At 64.5% G+C, this 17,179-nt stretch carries 16 protein-coding genes; 9 read left to right on the top strand and 7 right to left on the bottom strand.

The features are described 5' to 3' along the window. The first annotated feature begins 19 nt into the window (after positions 1-19). The 7 genes from EH231_RS31950 (at position 20) to EH231_RS31980 (ending at position 7,448) form a co-directional block, all read left to right on the top strand. Entirely contained in the window at positions 20-787 is a 768-nt protein-coding gene (locus EH231_RS31950) for a DeoR/GlpR family DNA-binding transcription regulator (protein WP_090429278.1), read from the top strand. Further along, positions 784-1,752, top strand: coding sequence for a 1-phosphofructokinase family hexose kinase (locus EH231_RS31955; protein ID WP_090429281.1), 969 nt, complete (start codon positions 784-786; stop codon positions 1,750-1,752). Before EH231_RS31950 ends, EH231_RS31955 begins: the two co-directional genes overlap by 4 nt. Next, positions 1,749-3,788 (top strand): PTS fructose transporter subunit IIABC, encoded by a 2,040-nt coding sequence (locus EH231_RS31960; protein ID WP_090429282.1) that lies wholly within the window; start codon positions 1,749-1,751, stop codon positions 3,786-3,788. Before EH231_RS31955 ends, EH231_RS31960 begins: the two co-directional genes overlap by 4 nt. Before the next feature lie 22 nt (positions 3,789-3,810). Next, complete coding sequence (locus EH231_RS31965; protein WP_029110534.1) at positions 3,811-4,068, top strand: HPr family phosphocarrier protein; 258 nt, start codon at positions 3,811-3,813, stop codon at positions 4,066-4,068. Positions 4,069-4,315: 247 nt separating this feature from the next. Continuing rightward, the gene (gene mycP / locus EH231_RS31970; RefSeq protein WP_090429285.1) at positions 4,316-5,665 is read left to right on the top strand and encodes a type VII secretion-associated serine protease mycosin; all 1,350 of its coding nucleotides are present in this window, start codon (positions 4,316-4,318) and stop codon (positions 5,663-5,665) included. Continuing rightward, positions 5,662-7,059, top strand: coding sequence for a type VII secretion protein EccE (eccE, locus tag EH231_RS31975; protein ID WP_090429288.1), 1,398 nt, complete (start codon positions 5,662-5,664; stop codon positions 7,057-7,059). Before mycP ends, eccE begins: the two co-directional genes overlap by 4 nt. 50 nt (positions 7,060-7,109) lie before the next feature. Then, positions 7,110-7,448 carry a YbaB/EbfC family nucleoid-associated protein gene (locus tag EH231_RS31980; protein ID WP_090429293.1) on the top strand — a complete coding sequence of 113 codons (339 nt, stop codon included), beginning with the start codon at positions 7,110-7,112 and terminating at the stop codon, positions 7,446-7,448. Positions 7,449-7,605: 157 nt separating this feature from the next. On the opposite strand, the gene EH231_RS31985 is transcribed toward EH231_RS31980, so the two are convergent. From EH231_RS31985 to EH231_RS34050, 7 genes are all read right to left on the bottom strand, one after another. After that, on the bottom strand, positions 7,606-9,156 hold the full coding sequence (locus EH231_RS31985; RefSeq protein ID WP_124714040.1) for a PPE domain-containing protein: 1,551 nt from the start codon (positions 9,154-9,156) through the stop codon (positions 7,606-7,608). A gap of 232 nt (positions 9,157-9,388) precedes the next feature. Then, positions 9,389-11,680, bottom strand: coding sequence for an EspK C-terminal domain-containing protein (locus tag EH231_RS34560; RefSeq protein WP_241177845.1), 2,292 nt, complete (start codon positions 11,678-11,680; stop codon positions 9,389-9,391). 113 nt (positions 11,681-11,793) lie between these two features. Next, positions 11,794-12,951, bottom strand: coding sequence for an ESX-1 system-associated protein (locus EH231_RS31995; RefSeq protein WP_124714041.1), 1,158 nt, complete (start codon positions 12,949-12,951; stop codon positions 11,794-11,796). 34 nt (positions 12,952-12,985) lie between these two features. Beyond that, the gene (locus EH231_RS32000) at positions 12,986-13,771 is read right to left on the bottom strand and encodes a WXG100 family type VII secretion target (RefSeq protein WP_164481106.1); all 786 of its coding nucleotides are present in this window, start codon (positions 13,769-13,771) and stop codon (positions 12,986-12,988) included. 468 nt (positions 13,772-14,239) lie between these two features. Next, the gene (locus EH231_RS32005; RefSeq protein WP_090429318.1) at positions 14,240-14,839 is read right to left on the bottom strand and encodes a hypothetical protein; all 600 of its coding nucleotides are present in this window, start codon (positions 14,837-14,839) and stop codon (positions 14,240-14,242) included. Between the two features lie 49 nt (positions 14,840-14,888). Continuing rightward, positions 14,889-15,209: an ESX-1 secretion-associated protein gene (locus EH231_RS32010; RefSeq protein ID WP_164481107.1), complete on the bottom strand. Its 321-nt coding sequence runs from the start codon at positions 15,207-15,209 to the stop codon at positions 14,889-14,891. Then, entirely contained in the window at positions 15,202-16,089 is an 888-nt protein-coding gene (locus EH231_RS34050) for an EspA/EspE family type VII secretion system effector (RefSeq protein ID WP_164481108.1), read from the bottom strand. The genes EH231_RS32010 and EH231_RS34050 overlap by 8 nt, the downstream gene beginning before the upstream one ends. Before the next feature lie 127 nt (positions 16,090-16,216). Between EH231_RS34050 and EH231_RS32015 the strand changes: the two genes are divergently transcribed. Together EH231_RS32015 and EH231_RS32020 are read left to right on the top strand one after the other, a co-directional pair. Continuing rightward, positions 16,217-16,654 carry a hypothetical protein gene (locus EH231_RS32015; RefSeq protein WP_124714042.1) on the top strand — a complete coding sequence of 146 codons (438 nt, stop codon included), beginning with the start codon at positions 16,217-16,219 and terminating at the stop codon, positions 16,652-16,654. After that, complete coding sequence (locus EH231_RS32020) at positions 16,651-17,115, top strand: hypothetical protein (RefSeq protein WP_090429327.1); 465 nt, start codon at positions 16,651-16,653, stop codon at positions 17,113-17,115. Before EH231_RS32015 ends, EH231_RS32020 begins: the two co-directional genes overlap by 4 nt. Positions 17,116-17,179: the final 64 nt, after the last annotated feature.

Here is a 17,179-nt window from a genome sequence, read left to right on the forward strand (position 1 = left end):
CCCACATAAACGGAGGCTCATGTACGCCGAGGAGCGCCAGCAGGCCATCGCCGCGCTGGTCATGAGCAGGGGCCGCGCCTCAGTCGCCGAACTGGCGCAGACATACGACGTCACCACGGAGACCGTCCGCCGCGATCTCGCCGTGCTCGACAAAGCCGGTGTCGTGCGCCGCGTGCACGGCGGGGCCGTGCCCACCCGGACACTGCACCTCGTTGAAGCCGGCGTCGGCGAACGCGACACCACCCGCGCCGCGCAGAAAGATGCCATCGCCGCGGCCGCGGTCGACTTCTTCCCCCTCAGCGGTGCCAGTGTCCTCGTGGACGCCGGGACAACCACAGCCCGCGTCGCCTCCCAATTGCCGACGGACCGTGAGCTCACCGTGGTGACCAACTCGGTGCCGATCGCCGGCATCCTCGCCACGGTCCCGACCGTAACCCTGCAGTTGCTCGGCGGACGGGTCCGCGGCCTCACCCAGGCCGCCGTCGGCGAGCAGGTACTGCGCGTACTCGAAACCCTGCGGGTGGACATCGCGTTCATCGGTACCAACGCCATCAGCGTGCGGCATGGATTATCGACCCCGGACACCGAGGAGGCTGCCGTCAAGCGGGCCATGGTGCAGGCCGCGAATTACGTTGTGGTGGTCGCAGACTCATCGAAGGTCGGCGAGGAGGACTTCGTCAGCTTCGCCCCCATCGACAGTGTGGACACCCTGATCACCGACAACGAGATCTCCGACGCCGACCGCACACTGCTCACCGAGCGCGGCGTCGAGGTGGTGATCGCATGATCATCACCGTCACTCCGAACCCCAGCCTGGACCGCACCGTAACCCTGGGATCGCCGCTGGCGCGCGGAGCGGTGCAGCGCGTCGACTCCGTCACCGTGGAACCCGGCGGCAAGGGCATCAACGTGGCCCGAGCTCTGACCTTGGCGGACGTGGCCGCCGAGGCGGTGCTGCCCGCCTCCGACTCCGATCCTCTGCTCGGCGCTCTACTCACGCTCGGTGTGCCGTTCACCAATGTTCCGATCGCAGAGCCCGTCCGTACCAACCTGGCCATCACCGAATCCGACGGCACCACAACCAAACTCAATGAACGTGGCGCTGTTGTGGACGCTGACGCGCTGGAGGCGCTGACCCGCTGCGTGCTGGCCAAGGCGCAGGAAGCGTCCTGGGTGGTGCTGTCCGGGTCGCTGCCGCCCGGGATTCCGGAAGACTGGTATGCGCAGGTGGTGTCGCTGCTGGCGCCGCTTGACTGCCGGGTGGCCGTCGATACCTCCGAGGCGCCGCTGGCCGCGCTGGCGGCCGGGTTCCAGGTGGCCGCGCCCGACCTGATCAAGCCCAATTCCGAGGAGTTGGCCGACCTGGCCGGCGTTCCGGCCGCTGACCTGGACGACGCTGCCGCCCAGGGTGACATGTCGCCGGTCGTGGCCGCCGCCGACGCGCTCGTCTCGCGCGGTGTCGGCACGGTGCTGGCCACCCTCGGCGCTGCCGGCGCGGTGCTGGTGAACCGTTCGGGCGCCTGGCTGGCCACGCCGCCGCCGATCGTTCCGCGCAGCACTGTCGGCGCGGGCGATGCCTCGCTGGCCGGCTACCTGCGCGCCGCCGTCGCCGGTGCGGAAGCCCCGCAACGACTGCAGATGGCCGTCGCCTACGGCAGTGCCGCCGCGGCGCTGCCCGGTTCGGCCCTGCCCGGCCCCGCTCAACTCGACCTCGACGCTGTCCGTACCCACCCCGTGAAGGTGCCACTATGACCCAACCGATCATCACCCCCGGTCTGGTCCTGCTCGATGTCGATGCGGGCGGCGACAAGGAGGCCGTCATCACCCGTCTCGTGGGCGCGCTCGCGGAGGCGGGCCGCACCAGCGACACCGACGGCTTGGTGGGCGCGGCGATGGCACGTGAGGCCCAGTCCGCCACCGGACTGCCTGGCGGCATCGCGATTCCGCACTGCCGCTCGCCGTACGTCGACACCCCGACGATCGGCTTCGCCCGGCTCTCCCCCAAGGTCGACTTCGGCGCTCCGGACGGCCCGGCAGATCTGGTGTTCGTGATCGCCGCACCGGAATCCGGTGGGGCCGAGCATATGAAGCTGCTGTCCAGCCTGGCTCGAGCGCTGGTTCGCAAGGACTTTGTGGCGTCATTGCGCGAGGCTGCGAGCGTCGATGAGGTGGTGACGCTCGTCGACGGTGTCGTGAACCCGGCACCCGCCGCTCCCCCGGCCTCGGCTCCTGCTGTGGCGCCTGAACCCGTCGCTGAGCCTGTCAAGGCGGTGTCGATCGTCGCGATCACGGCCTGCCCCACCGGTATTGCCCATACCTACATGGCTGCCGATGCGCTCAAGCAGGCCGCCGAGACCGCCGGCGTCGACTTCACCGTTGAAACCCAAGGCTCGTCCGGCAGTACGCCACTGTCCGCAGCGACGATCGCCGCAGCCGATGCCGTCATCTTCGCCACGGACGTCGGCGTCAAGGACAAGCAGCGTTTCGCCGGCAAGCCCGTCGTCGCCTCCGGCGTCAAACGCGCCATCAACGAGCCCGACACCATGATCTCCGAAGCCGTCAGTGCCGCAAGCAATCCCAATGCTGCGCGGGTGGCCGGCTCAGCCGAGGCCACCGCCGCTCCAGCCACGGCAGGCGACGTGGGCTGGGGTACCCGGATCCGGCAGATCCTGCTCACCGGCGTGAGCTACATGATCCCGTTCGTCGCGGCCGGCGGTCTGCTCATCGCGCTGGGCTTCCTCTTCGCCGGCTACGACATCGGCAATACCCCGGACGGTGCGGAACCGCTGGCCTACGGGATGAACTCGCTGGGCCACCACATCGCCGTCACCAACACCCTGGCCGACCTGCCGCCCGGTGGCCTGACGCAGTATCTCGGAGCGGTGCTGTTCACCCTGGGCGGGCTGGCCTTCATGTTCCTGGTGCCCGCCCTGGCCGGCTACATCTCCTTCGCGATCGCCGACCGGCCCGGTATCGCGCCGGGTTTCACCGCAGGCGCGGTGGCCGTGTTCGTCGGCGGCGGGTTCATCGGCGGCATCGTCGGCGGTCTGATCGCCGGGTTCGCCGCACACTGGATCAGTTCGTTCAAGGTTCCGCAGTGGTTCCGGGGCCTGATGCCCGTCGTGGTGATCCCACTCGGCGCCTCGTTGATCGTGGGCCTGCTGATGTTCCTGCTGCTCGGGCGACCGCTGGCCGCGCTGACCACAGGCCTGACCAATTGGCTCAGCGGCATGACCGGAACCTCCGTCGTGATCCTCGGTGTCATTCTCGGGTTGATGATGTGCTTCGACCTCGGCGGGCCGGTCAACAAGGCGGCCTACGCGTTCGCCACCGCGGGCCTCAACGTCGCCGACCCTGCCACGCTCCGCATCATGGCCGCGGTGATGGCGGCCGGCATGGTGCCGCCGCTGGCGATGGCGCTGGCCTCGACAGTTCGACCGGGACTGTTCACCGAACCGGAGCGTGAGAACGGGCGTGCGGCATGGCTTCTGGGCGCTTCCTTCATCTCCGAAGGTGCCATCCCGTTCGCCGCGGCCGATCCGCTGCGCGTGATCCCGTCGATGATGCTCGGCGGCGCCGTCACCGGCGGGCTGATCATGGCGTTCGACGTCACGCTCAAGGCACCGCACGGCGGCATCTTCGTGTTCTTCGCGATCGGCAACCTGCTGTGGTTCCTGGTCGCCCTCGCTCTGGGCACCGTCGTCGCCGCGCTCGCGGTCATCACCGCCAAGCAGTTCGCCAAACCAACCGTCACCACGCCGGAAGCCCCGGCGCTGGCCACCACCTAAGTCACGACCCTAAGGAGAAAACATGCCCAGCAAGACTGTCACCGTCGGTTCGGCCATCGGCCTGCACGCCCGCCCCGCCGCGATCATCGCCGAGGCTGTGGTCAACGCCGGAGTCCCGGTCACCCTGTCCATGGATGGCGGCGAGCCCGTCGACGCCGGCTCGGCCCTGATGATCATGACGCTGGGCGCCGGCAACGGGGCGCAGGTGACCGTGGAATCCGACGACGCCGACGCGTTGGCCACCGTTGCGGGGCTGGTGGAGCAGGACCTGGACGCGTAGCGGGCTCTATCGGTGGCAAATCCACCGGGCTGAGGAACCCCGTCACACTCCCGCCTTGCCGCGTGCAACACTCACCGCAGGCACAAAGCGTTATCAGCCTCACCTGGGCACCCTTATGATTGCCTGCGTGCAACTAGCCGGACGGCTTGAAGTGAGAAGATGCATTGTCGAGCAGACCGGACTTTGTTTGCTGAAAGTGCATCAGCACACTGCAGACATGTCCGATGTCCTTGGGGGAGTGTGAGGCGTGCAGCGCTTAGCCGTGATGCTGCTGGCAGTTTTGTTGGCCCTATTCAGTGCGCCTCCGGCGTTTGCGATCGATCCGCCGGCGATCGATGCCGCGGCCGTTCCACCTGATGAAACCGGGCCCGACCAGCCGACCGAGCAACGCAAGATCTGCGCTGCGCCGACTGTCATGCCGAATTCGAACTTCGCCGACAAGCCATGGGCGGCCGACTACCTCAAGCTGGCCGAGGCGCAGAAGTTCGCAACCGGCGCCGGCGTAACTGTCGCGGTGATCGACACCGGGGTCAACGGGTCACCCCGCGTGCCGGCCGAGCCGGGTGGCGACTTCGTCGACGCCGCCGGCAACGGGATGTCCGACTGTGACGCCCACGGCACCCTGACCGCGTCGATCATCGCCGGGCGCCCGTCCCCCACCGACGGATTCGTCGGTGTCGCCCCCGATGCACGACTGATTTCGCTGCGTCAGACGTCAGTCGCGTTCCAGCCCAAGGGTTCGCGCCAGGATCCCAACGACCCGAACACCACCCAGACCGCGGGCTCGATCCGCAGTCTGGCCCGTTCGGTGGTCCACGCGGCCAACCTCGGCGCGCAGGTGATCAACATCAGCGAGGCCGCCTGCTACAAGGTGACCCGCCGGATCGACGAGTCCAGTCTGGGCGCGGCCATCAACTACGCGGTGAACGTCAAAGGCGCGGTGATCGTCGTCGCCGCCGGTAACACCGGCCAGGACTGCACGCAGAACCCGCCGCCGGATCCGTCACTCCCTGCCGATGCCCGGGGCTGGAAGGGCGTCCAGACGATCGTCAGCCCGGCCTGGTACGACCCGCTGGTGCTCACCGTCGGCAGCGTCGGCCAGAACGGCCAGCCGAGCAACTTCTCGATGTCCGGTCCGTGGTTGGGCGCGGCCGCTCCCGGCGAGAACCTCACCGCGCTGGGCTACGAGGGCCAGCCGATCAACGCGACGCCCGGTGAGGACGGCCCGGTGCCACTCAACGGCACCTCGTTCTCGGCCGCCTTCGTTTCCGGTCTGGCCGCGCTGGTCAAGCAGCGTTTCCCGGATCTGACCCCGGCCCAGGTCATCAACCGAATCACCTCCACCGCACGCCATCCCGGCGGCGGCGTCGACAACTACGTCGGTGCCGGCGTGGTCGATCCCGTGGCCGCCCTCACGTGGGAGGTCCCCGAGGGCCCGGCCAAGGCGCCGTTCCGGGTCAAGGAAGTTCCACCGCCGGTGTACATCCCGCCGCCAGATCGCGGCCCGATCACCGGTGTCGTGGTCGCCGGAGGCGCGCTGGCGCTGATCCTCGGGATCGCCGCGATGACCCGACGCGCGTTGCGGCGGCGCCAATGAACTTTCTGCGGCGGCATTTCGGTTTCCGCTTCACGACGGGGCACGCCATCTGGGCGGCCACCCTGATCCCCGCGTGCATCGCGGTGTGCCTGCACTTCAAGCTGCTATGGCTCGGGATCACACTGTCGGTGCTGATCGCGATCTTCTCGGTGCTCACCATCCGCGGATACCGGCTCACCGGCTGGGTCAAGGCGGTCTTTTCCTGGCGGCGACGCCACCGCAGCACCCCTGATGTGCCGTCGGAGCCTGCGGTCGGAGCCACCGTCATGCCGGGGGATCACGTCGCCGTGCGCTGGCAGGGTGACTATCTGGTCGCGGTAATCGAGTTGATACCAAGGCCTTTCACCCCGACCGTGATCGTCAACGGCGAGGCCGTCTCTGATGACACGGTCAGCACCAAGCTCGTCGAGAAGCTGCTGCGGGCGCACTGCCCCGACCTGGAGGCCGACGTGGTGTCGGCCGGCTATCGCGTCGGCAAGACCGCACCGGCCAGCCTGGTGGCGCTCTACGAGCAGGTGGTGGGCCCGTACCCGGCGCCGGCGAACCGGCGCACCTGGATCGTGCTGCGCGCCGACCCGGAGCAGACCCGCCGCTCGGCTCAGCGCCGCGACAGCGGGGTATCCGGGCTGGCCCGGTATCTGGTCGCTTCGGCCACCCGCATCGCGGACCAGTTGGCCAGCAACGGAATCGACGCGCGGTGCTCGCGCAGCTTCGACGATTACGACAAGGCCACCGAGATCAGCTTCGAGAAGGAAACCTGGTCGGTGATCAAGGGCCGCAGTACCTTCACCGCTGCCTACAACGCCCCCGGCGGCCCGGATGTCTGGTGGTCGGCGCGCGCCGATCACACCACGACGTGCGTACGGATTCGGCCCGGAGCGGCACCGACGTCGACGGTCTTGCTGACCACCTTGTCCAATCCGACTACGCCGCGCGGGTTTTCCTGCCTCTACGGCGGGCAGCGGGCAGCCCTGCAGGGCCTCACTCCGGTGACGGACAAGCACTACGACCTGCCGATCGGCTCGGCCGGGGTGCTCGTCGGCGAGACCTCGGACCGCTACCCGGTGTACATGCCGTTCGACAACGTCGACGTCAGCATCAACCTCGGCGACGCCCGACTGTTCACCCAGTTCGTCATCCGCTCCGCCGCATCCGGCGCCGTCGTGACACTCGGTCCTCAGTTCCGTGAGTTCGCCACGATGATCAACGGCCGCGTCGGGCGGGTACCGCGCGTCGCGTGGCCGAATGCCACGACCTACCTCGGCCCGCATCAGGGTGTCGGTCGAGTGATCATGCGTCCCAACTTCATTGACACACCACGACACCGTCAGCTGCCGATCACGTTGATCAATCCGCGTGAAGAGAGCCGCTACCAGATGGCGCTCGAGCAGTGACATCAAGCTTCCTGGGAGAGGGGTCCCAGAAAGGTCGGGAGGAATAAGTCATGACAGAGGAGATGCATCCGCAGGTCGCTGCGGTCCTGCGCCAAGCGCAGCAGCTGCAGTCGCTCATGGACGATCAACTGCACAAGATGAACAGCGAAACATTCACGGCGGCAGACGAAGCCAAGAGTGTCGAAGTCACGCTCAACGGGCATCACCACTTGATCGACGTGTACATCAAGGAGGGATTGCTGCGGCTGGGCGCCCAGGCGGTCGAGCAGCGACTCAACGAGGCGATCCAGAAGGCAACAGCCGCGGCGACGGCATCCATCGAAGCCGACCGTGAACGGCTCGATGCGATGGTCGCGGAGCTCACGGCCGATGGGCCACAGCCGGGCTGAGGCCCGCAGAGTTCTTTCCGGTCAGCCCGTCTCGCCCAGATGGTGAGGCGGGCTGATTTATTTGGCTCCGCGCTCTACGGAAACGGTATGGAGTACAACGAAACTCGCCGACGACACGTTGCGTGTCGTCGGCGAGTCTCTGTCTACTGGCGTCGGTCTACTTGCCGTCCTTCGGATCCTTGCGTGCACGGCGGCCGATGACCGCCTCCGTGTACGCGCGATCCTCGACGTAGAGGTCCTCGTCCTCTGTGAGGTTCGGGTTGCGGCGCTTCTCCTTGCCCTGGCCGCCCTGACCGTGGCCGCCACCCATACCGCCCATGCCACCGCCCATGCCGCCGGCACCAGCGCCACCTGCCATGCCTGCGGGTCCAGCGCCAGCGCCTCGTGCTCCGGACGGAGACGCCGCCACCGTTTCCGCACCGACGGCGGGCCCCAGGGGACCGGCGCCCATACCGCCGCCTCCGCCACCCATACCGCCGCCACCGCCGCCAGCACTGGCGGGCTTGAGGCTGGGTTCCTCGAGACCGGGCATCTCGGGCATGCCTTCAGTTCCCTTCGGGAGACCGCCCGACGGGGCACCGCCGCTCGGCGAACCACCACTCGGTTGGCCACCGCCCTGCCCGCCGGACGGCGAGCCGCCGCTGGGAGAGCCTCCCGATTCCTGACCGGCCGACGGATCGGCGCTGGCGGGCGACATCGAAGGCGTGTCCATCGACGGCATCTCGGGCATCTCCGGGGTGCCGCCTCCGCCGCCCGGCGTCTGGGTACCCGGCGTCTGGGTACCTGGTGTCTGGGTACCCGGTGTCTGGTTGCCGTTGGTGTTTACAGCGTCATTGGACTTAACCGTCGGCAGACCGCTAATTGTCGGCGGCTTGCCTGGCCGCATTTGCGTGAGGTTGATGCCGTTTTCATATTCTTCACGATCCACCTCTGACTGGATCTGGAAATTCGCCCAATCGATGGGATCCCACAACGGGTCAGTGTTTTCGACGTCGTACATATTGGGATGAACATTCACAAGCTGGTTGTGTGCGTCGATGAATTTTCCTGCTTCTATGGAGAGATTATTGCACTCTCCCTCCATATCCACCCACCACCCACGAAGCCGTTTCAAAGCGTTCTTGCAGGCTACGGCGGCGTCGCCTTCCCAATTACCTACTTCCTGCGGGATGTTAGCGTCAGCCCAGTCACCGAGTTGGTTCTTGTATTGTTCCCAAGCAGTCTTGAAATCTTTCAGCGATGCGGCTTTGTCCCCTTGCTCATGAATCTGACGCGCGGCCGTCGTCCACTTTGCCCATTGGTCATCCGGCGAGGAGGGGTAACCCCCATAGTCGATCTCTGGTACGTCGACATGTGGGATTGCTTCAGGAGTTACTGGTTCAATCGATGGCTGTTTGCCCGAGGACCCGTCGACCTGAGTCCCCAACGCTTGGGCGCTCAGCTCGTCCATTTTGGTGTAGGCGGCGGCCGCGGATTTCATGGACAGAGCAAGCCGTCTTTGCTCAGCATCTCCAGCCCGAAGTGCTGTGGCCACTACATTGGCACTATTCTTGAGCTGGTTGAGTGCTTCAGCACTCTCTGGCAGTCCGTCCGGAGCCTTCAGTCCGCAATCCGGTCCAAGTGTTTTTTCCGGCCCGTCGGGGCGACCTTCCGATAGTTTCGCTGCGACTGCATCCAGTTCCTCCGCAATGACCTTAAATCTACCCATTGCAAATCATCCTCTCTAAGCCCCGCGGCTCAGCCGTGCGACTGGTGACGCCCATGTCAATGCCGTACCCGTTGTGTGAATGGCTAGCTTCACTCCATCGTGCCCCGAATGTCAGAAAACAACCTGCGACATAGCTCAAACGCACACACCGAATCGGTGATCGCTGAATTGTTTTTGGCCCGACCCAATTCACCGTTGCTACTTGCCGAATCACTCTTATCGCCGACACTGCCTACCCGCCAATACCGTCCGCGGTCAACTGGCCAACGTGTTGCCAATAAATAAAATCTTCGACGGCTCTGCGTTGATCTTCCATCGCCGCAGCTGTATGCGCGTCGTAGAGGGCCCGCTCCTGTGCATGGACAGCGAAGGCGGAGAACCCGTTCAGATGCGCCTTGACCCGGCTGGCGGATCTGCTTATCACCGGAGCCCACACGTCCTCCCACAACTGCGTGCGCTGGTCCTCATCAGGCGGAGTCGCTACTACCGGCGCCGGCGGCAGTACTTTCACTAGATCACCGTCAGCGATCTGCCCCAGCCGAGCGGCTATCTGCGGAGCAATCACCTGCAGGCGGTCTCGACCAGCCATCTTGCCGCTAGCCGGAATATCCTGCGGGGTCAACAGTTCTCGGTGCACACCGGAATCGCTGCTGAACTGGTTCTCGAATCCAACCAGCGCTCGCAGTTTCATGTCGTGGTGTTGCGCCCAACCCTGCAGCGCCACAGCTGGATAGGTAGCCCAACTGGCACGATCACTGGGCGGGATCGACTCGTCAGCGCTGACCATCACCACAGACTCCGGCAGACGCACCTGCTCCGGCATAAAGGCCATCCCATAGTTATTGGCCACTGCAATCCGCCCCTCCTGGGTGACGGCCGTGATCCAGTGGAAGAAAAGGTCCTCCTTGTTGACCATGTCAGGTGCGTTAAGTGCCGCTGCGATCCTGCGCGCCATCTCCAACGGATCCGAACCCGACCGCTTCGCCGCATTCAGCGCGGCATCACGCTCGGCCCGAGCTGCGGACACCGGAATCGGCGCGACCTGAGCACCACCGGCGATACTTGCAGGCGGGGCGGACGCAGGCGGCGGGGCGGCGGGCGGCGCGACCGGTGCAGCAGGAGGCGCAGTCGGCGGCGGACCCAGCGGCATACCGCCCATGCCCATACCGCCCATTGGGCCGCCCGAACCCGGAGCCTGCACCGGAGCAGTCGGTGCTTGTGCACCTGTTTGCGCCACCGGCGCAGGCGTCGTACTGGCCGGCGCCATTGCATCGCTGGCCGGAACCACAGGCGATGGCGCCAACGGTGGGGGCGCGCCGCCAGAGGACGCCGCATGCACAGGCGTTCCCGCTGAATCAGCGAACGCCTTCGAGAACTCCTGCAACGGATTAGTCGGCGCACCACCGACCGGAGCTTGGCCTGCCGCCTTTGACGGATCTATCCCGGCGCTGGCCGCAGCAGAAGCCGCACTGCTCAGCGGGCTGCTCGCGGCACTACCGCCACCACCAGCCCCTCCAAGGCTCGGCGCGGTCGGCGCCGCAGGTGCGGATGGCGCAGGCGGAGCAGTCGGAGCTGTAGGCAGTTTCGCACCGGCAGTCGGCTGGGTGAAACTTGGCAGCCCAGTCGCGGGAGCGTCCTGGTCAGGCCGCGCCTGAGAGGCTGGACCCTCCTTCGCCGAAACCGGCACCACACCCTCAGCACCCGCAGGACCGTCCTGCCCAGGCCGCGCCTGAGAAGCCGGACCCTCCTTCGCCGAAACCGGCACCACACCCTCAGCACCCGCAGGACCGTCCTGCCCAGGCCGCGCCTGAGAAGCCGGACCCTCCTTCGCCGAAACCGGCACCAGACCCTCAGCACCCGCAGGTTTCTCATCGCCGCCTTGCGGGGCACCCTGCTTCTGGCCAGTTAGCAGGGACGCAGGTGCCTGCCCGTTTGAATCGGAAGTGCCTCCATTTGAATCGGAATTCCCCCCACCTGACGGCGCCGATCCAGCCGTACCAGTCCCATTGTCGAGTGGCGCCGCGGCATGGCTTTCAGACGGGGCGGTTCCAGCCGTTTCGTCCTTTCCGGGAAGATTGTCGGCTAGGTTGTCGAGAAATTGCTGATTCGCGGCATACGCCTGCTCGGCTATCTTTTGCGCTGCGTCCTCGGCCTCTTGAGCGTCCGTTCCGTCCTGTTGCGCCTTATCCAACAGCTTGGTGATTTGCTCGAACTGTTGGTCGACATAGTCGGCGATCGCCTTTTTGGCCATCCTAGTAGTCACCCAAGCGCTACCGCACCATTCAATAGCGTCAGCGAGTTGCTTTTCGATCTCTTCCATTGCCTTGCTGTGCTGCTCGGCCTTCGCAGCTGCGGCCGAAGCGCTGCCTCCGACCCACACGAGCAGCCCATTGAAAATGCCGGCGCTCACCCGATCCCAGTTTGCTCGGGCTTGGGTTACGGCCGATTTAACATGGCTCAGCATTTCTTTGCGTTGATCAAATACTGACTCGTCGAACTCTGGCCACGCGCCCGGACCCACCATATAATCTTTATACGGCCCACTCGGCTTCGCAATGCTGCCCCCGAGGACCGAGAAAATGTCTGATATATCGTCGATTAACACTGGCCCAACGTGCGTCGGGCCAGCGACCGCACTCATGACGCAGCCTTGCACGCCCAATAGATCCCATTAGACAGAGTGTTTGATGTCAGCGACATATAAACGGAATTTGGCGTATAAGTAGGAATACCTTGGACATACGCGCGCATGTACTGCGCCGCGAAAATTGCGAAGTCCTCCCAGATCGGGTTGCCGCTGTCTCGGCCCACATGTTCCATATCGTCGGCATACCTCGACAGCACTGGTGCTACCGCATCCATGACCGCCTTGTGCTCCGGAGTCCATTCCGCCGCCTTGACGTTGGCGTCGAGATCGCCCCATGCAATGCTGTCCTTATCTTTATCGAACCACTCGACTAGGTCGATCCAGTCGCTACACCCTGCGGTGCTGTTATTCAAAAACCGTTCCGGGATCTGCTCGCCATCCTCATTTGGTGCCTGCCGGACTGACGGAGGCGAGGGAGCGGCGATCAAAGGAGCGGTTTGCTGGGCAGCGCGAAAATAGATAGCGTCACACACCCTGTTCAGCGCGCCAAACATTTTGTTCGAGGCGGCAACAATCTGATTATCAGTCGAAGAATAGGTTGGAATCGCGTCAACCACAGCCTGGGCGTACGCGTTGACCTGACCATAAAGTTCACGCATAACCCGATGTGGGGTTTGCTTGGCGAGGTTCGCAACACTCGGGATTACGTCCGTGAGCGCTGCACTTTCTTTCTCGAATGCTGCCCGTTGCTCAGGCGTCCACTCTGCCGCAGGCACCGAGTAGTCCAGCTCGTTCCATTTCACAGCATCAGAAACCGCAGTCAGTTCGTTCGAAACCTTACGCCATGCATCGCATGTGGGATCTTCGGTGATGATGTTGGCCGGGCCCGTGTCTTTTGCGCTGGCGAACTCCGAAGCAGTGTTGGACGTATCACCGCTAGTGCCGCTCGAATCGGGGCGCAGCACAAGCACCGTGCCGACGATGCTGACCGCGATGATCGCGACAAGAGCGAGACCTACCAGGATCCACTTGCCCTTACCGCCCTTGTTCGGGGGCGGGGCACCCCAGTTCGGCTGCTGAACCCACGGTGCGCCTGGCTGCCCGTATTGCGGTTGAGGACCCGGACCTTGCGGTGGTGGCCCACCCCACTGCGGTCCACCACCGGTGGGTTGTGAACCGTAGGGACCCTGGGGAGGAGGAAGCGTCATCACCACACCTTCACATCAAAAGAACTGTTGGTCACTACAACACTGAAGGATCAACCGGCGGCCGGCGCGTTGGCTGGGCCGGCGCAGCCTCTACCTTCGGCCCACCGGGGGCTGCCTCCGCCGAAGGCCCAGCCGCCGGAGCACGCTGCGTATCAGCGTCGGGGGCCGCAGCACCTTCACGCTGCTCACCTTCGTCTTTCTGCTCATTTCGGTCGTCGCGGTTCTGACGGTCATCGCCATCAGTCGCACCCTCTTGCTTCGCTGCAGACCCTGGCCCGCCTGGACTTCCTGCACCGGCGCCATCCGGCCCCGCACCGCCTTGCCCAAGCCCGCCACCCATCTGGCCAAGCTGCTGCACACTCTGCATGATCGTCTGCGGAATCTGACCCAACTGTTGAGCCATCTGCATCGGCACCTGGCCCAGTTGTTGGGCCATTTGCATTGGCATCTGCATGAGCTGACCGAACTGCCCCATCGCGTCCATGGCCCCACCGCCGCTATCCGACGAACCGAATTTCGAATCGAACTCCGCCAACCGGGCATTCACATCAGAGTGGGCCTGCTGGTCGGTCTTCTCATACCGATCGGCGGCCGTGCCAATATTGGTTGCGGTCGTGCGCGCATCGCTTCTGGTCGTCGGCATCGTGTCGTGCAGCGACGACTCCACCTCATTGGTGCGGTTAGTCAACGCCTGCGCCAACCGATCTGTACCCAACGAAGGAAACGCACTCGGCGGATCCGGGAGCGCATCGGCCGCATCTCTAAAGCCGAGGGCACCCGCCCTCAGCTCTGCAATATTGACCCGCAACTCACCAGTCACCACACACCCCCATGAACTAGACGCGAGGAGACCCAACGCCCGAGCCGACCAGCAGCGTCGAGGCCTCAGAACGCGATGCCACGGCTACGGCCGCCAAAGACAACATTCCAACGCCGCGACCGTTGACAGTCCCCTCTACCAGTGGTTGAGCAAAATGCTACCCGAGCTCAGGACACGCCGAACGCACAACTTCTGGCGCTCAACTTCGATGCCTACCGGACGCTGCGTTTATCGTTTCGCTCTGGCAGACCGTCTCCGCCTACTTGGGAATACTTGGCTGCAGATGCCTTGTCCATTAGCAGCCGCGAGCTGGGAATCGCCGTCGCCACCAAGCCTGCCGGCATCTCACCCTCGTCCAAAGCAAGGATCAAAGTCACCGCCGGGCTTCCGATACGGCTGCTCGAGCCGACGATTACCCGTTGTCCACTGCAGACTCGACTGAGCTGGGATTGCAGACGTTGGAGGCCGTCAGTGCAACTGGTCGGAATGCCGTGCGATGAGCGCCAGTTCGGCCTCACCGGCTTGTTCCGGCGTTGCATACGGCATGTGCGTCCCCACGAAATCCCGTGCCTCACGCAAGTCCATGCCCTGCTCGACGAGCATGTTCACCACACCGATGTGCATCACCGCTGTCGCGCGCTTGGCAGCCACTCCGGCCACGAACCGGATCTCGTCGGCCAGATCGTCCTCGGTCAGGGCGGTCACCTTCGGGTCCAGATCTACCTGCGCAACTGAGCCGTTGAGGTACGCCGTGACAGTGACGGTGCCTGGCGGGTTGATAGCTCGGACCACCGGGACAGGCTCTTCAACTTCGGTCTCAGTGTTGGCATCGCTACCGCCGAAGCCATCGTCATCGTCTTCTGTGACTTCGTGGTCGGCGTAGTCGTGGACAGCGTCAAAGCCGGTGTCGTACACCGCGCCTTGATCGGTGGAGTCTCCCGTGCCGTAGTCGGGTAGGGCGTCGAGATCGGACCCATCGTAATCAAACGCGGGGGTGTCGAAGTCGAGCGCATCGAGGCCGTCTTCGGCGCCGGCGTCGTCCCAATCGTCCAGACCGTTTGGCGTCATGTGTCAGTCATACCAATCTCCGTGCGCCGACCGATACCGTCGCCCGAGCTCACCGCGGATGCATCTCCTTGTCCAGCCACCCTCCGGCTTGCGCATCTGTCTGGTCATAACCCGTCGCGGCGACCTTCAGCTTCTCCGCCAGGTCTTCCGACACAGAGGCCATCGCCGCACATGCGGCCTCGCGGGCATTGTTGGCGAAAGCCAGGGCCGCGATGCTCACAGCGCAGACCGGTCCATGGTTTACCAGCATGGAGGCGCTGACCCCGTCGGTGACTTCAGAGACCTGTTCGAGATACCTCGCCACCGTGGTCTGCCCGTCGGCCAATTCTTGAACATGTGACGTGGTGACGTCGAGTGTGCCGTCAGACATTGATCGACCCGCCCCCGGTGCCTGTCGATGCGCCACCGGACGGGGACCATGGCCGTGACGTCGTGTTTCCGCCTGGCGGCGACACGAGTGCTGGTGGGGCTCCTTTGGGCTTGGCGCCAGCGGCGACCTCTTGGTAGGCGTTGCCTGCTTGCTGGAATTTCTGCGCATTCGCCAATGTCCGTGCCTCCATCGTCCCGAACGCCCCCAATGCGATGGGCATGGAGCCCGCGACAGCGCCGATTTCGAACGCCATCTGTTGCGCCGGTCCGGTCGGCGGGACTTTCCCGATGGCTATCGCAATCGGGATCATGAACGTCAGTGACGTCGCGACAATCTCGAGGGCTTTGCGCGTGCTTTCGATCTGTTTCGCCTGATTGGCGATGATGTCCTTGACTTCCGAGTCAATTTTGCCCATTGCAGACGCGCGTTCCTGCTGCTGCTCATTCTGGGCGGCGTATGCGTTTGATCCGCTGCTCTGCCACTGATCTGTAGGTGCTGCCCGCTTCAGACTGTCTGAGATCGCTGTGAAACCGTTCGCACCCTTTGCGAACCGGTCGCCAGTTTCCGGAGCGCCAACTCCACACATCAACTGCATTCCATTGATCGCGAGCAGGGCCGCACCGATGATGGGTGTCCCGAAGCCCTGAATCTGTTTTGCCGGCGAGCTGTAAGAACTGAAGCTAGTCGGCGTAACCCCGAAGAGCTTGTCCGCGCCAAACTCGCCGATCATCTGCGCTGCGCCTATGCCGTCTGCCGCGAAGCCGAGTTTCGCGAGGCGTGCATCCCCAGGATTGTCTGAACCGTTGGCATCCAAATGCTCCAAAAAACCCTTGCCGGCGAAGGTGATCTCGACGATCTTCTGGGCCTGTTCCAGCGTCATTAGTCCCCTATCCCTCACTCCGCAGCCTAACAACGTGATTGGGGAGCTCAGTGCACCAATTGAGTGGCTGGCGCCGTCTCACCGACTACGTCTGCTGGGGTCGTCCGGGTCCGATTACACTGCGAGCATGCTGCTTCTGGGGGGAGGATTTGTCCCGCTGTCCGGGCGTAGTTGGCCGGACACTCCGCAAGAAGCACTGGCGCGCGTGATCTTCCTAATCATCTTGGCGGCCGTGGTAATCCCGGCCGCATGTTGCGTCTGGTGGTGGTTCAACACCAATCGGCCAAGCGCTTACCGACGTGGCTTGGAAAGGGAATCTGCCGAGTTCCGTGTCCGCTGGCCCGATGACCAACTGAGTGGTGCACCCTATCGTGAGTTGGACAAGGAAGCGCAACGGTGTTGGTTGCTGCTTCTTCTCCTCGAGGAGCGCCAGTCGGACATGCGTCGCAACCAAGGATCGGACAGCCCCGCTGCGCTGCGCCATCGGATCGACACCGTGGTGGCAGCACTCAACGCGGCCGCCGCTCGAGATCGATCTGGAACCGGCGCGGGAGGTTTCGGGTGACATCGAGCGCCGCGTTCGACGTAGGTTCCTTCATCGCAGGGTCCATTCCTTTTGCGATGATTGGGTTGGCAACCGTCGCCGGCGGGGCGGCCTTCTTCTTTGGGCTCGATTGGTACAGCCGGAAGTCGGCGTATCGGGAACTTGCGTTGCTGTACACACACTCATCGGCGTTCTGGGCCCGCTGGCGGGGGGACCGGCTTTGGATGGCGCCGTACGACGAGTTAGCCGCCGAAGCGCACAGGTGTGAGGAGCTCGTTCGGAGCGTGGGCGACAAAAGGCTGTACATCGGACTGAGACGCGGGCCGGCGAAGAAGCAGGCCCAAGACCTACGCGCTGAGTTCCGTCGGCAGATAGACCGCGAAATCGCAACTTACCAAGGCATGCTCGTAACCTTGCACAGCGCCATGAATTACGCGGTTGCGCAAGGCAAGGGACCGCAGTTGCCGCCCCGCACGGCGTGAAGCGCGACGATACTGGGTCGACGTTCGGGTCCGGTTACCGAGACAACAACCCCTCCCGCGAAAC

The sequence above is a fragment of the Mycolicibacterium nivoides genome (assembly GCF_003855255.1).
Taxonomy (GTDB): Bacteria; Actinomycetota; Actinomycetes; order Mycobacteriales; family Mycobacteriaceae; genus Mycobacterium; species Mycobacterium nivoides.

Coding starts and splice junctions, on each gene's coding strand:
- EH231_RS31980 (WP_090429293.1), top strand. CDS start 7,110: ATGACAGAGGAGATGCATCCGCAGGTCGCTGCGGTCCTGCGCCAAGCG.
- EH231_RS31995 (WP_124714041.1), bottom strand. CDS start 12,951: ATGACGCTTCCTCCTCCCCAGGGTCCCTACGGTTCACAACCCACCGGT.
- eccE (WP_090429288.1), top strand. CDS start 5,662: ATGAACTTTCTGCGGCGGCATTTCGGTTTCCGCTTCACGACGGGGCAC.
- EH231_RS31950 (WP_090429278.1), top strand. CDS start 20: ATGTACGCCGAGGAGCGCCAGCAGGCCATCGCCGCGCTGGTCATGAGC.
- EH231_RS32015 (WP_124714042.1), top strand. CDS start 16,217: ATGCTGCTTCTGGGGGGAGGATTTGTCCCGCTGTCCGGGCGTAGTTGG.
- EH231_RS34560 (WP_241177845.1), bottom strand. CDS start 11,680: ATGGTGGGTCCGGGCGCGTGGCCAGAGTTCGACGAGTCAGTATTTGAT.
- EH231_RS31985 (WP_124714040.1), bottom strand. CDS start 9,156: ATGGGTAGATTTAAGGTCATTGCGGAGGAACTGGATGCAGTCGCAGCG.
- EH231_RS31960 (WP_090429282.1), top strand. CDS start 1,749: ATGACCCAACCGATCATCACCCCCGGTCTGGTCCTGCTCGATGTCGAT.
- EH231_RS31965 (WP_029110534.1), top strand. CDS start 3,811: ATGCCCAGCAAGACTGTCACCGTCGGTTCGGCCATCGGCCTGCACGCC.
- EH231_RS34050 (WP_164481108.1), bottom strand. CDS start 16,089: ATGACGCTGGAACAGGCCCAGAAGATCGTCGAGATCACCTTCGCCGGC.
- EH231_RS32010 (WP_164481107.1), bottom strand. CDS start 15,209: ATGTCTGACGGCACACTCGACGTCACCACGTCACATGTTCAAGAATTG.
- EH231_RS32005 (WP_090429318.1), bottom strand. CDS start 14,839: ATGACGCCAAACGGTCTGGACGATTGGGACGACGCCGGCGCCGAAGAC.
- EH231_RS31955 (WP_090429281.1), top strand. CDS start 784: ATGATCATCACCGTCACTCCGAACCCCAGCCTGGACCGCACCGTAACC.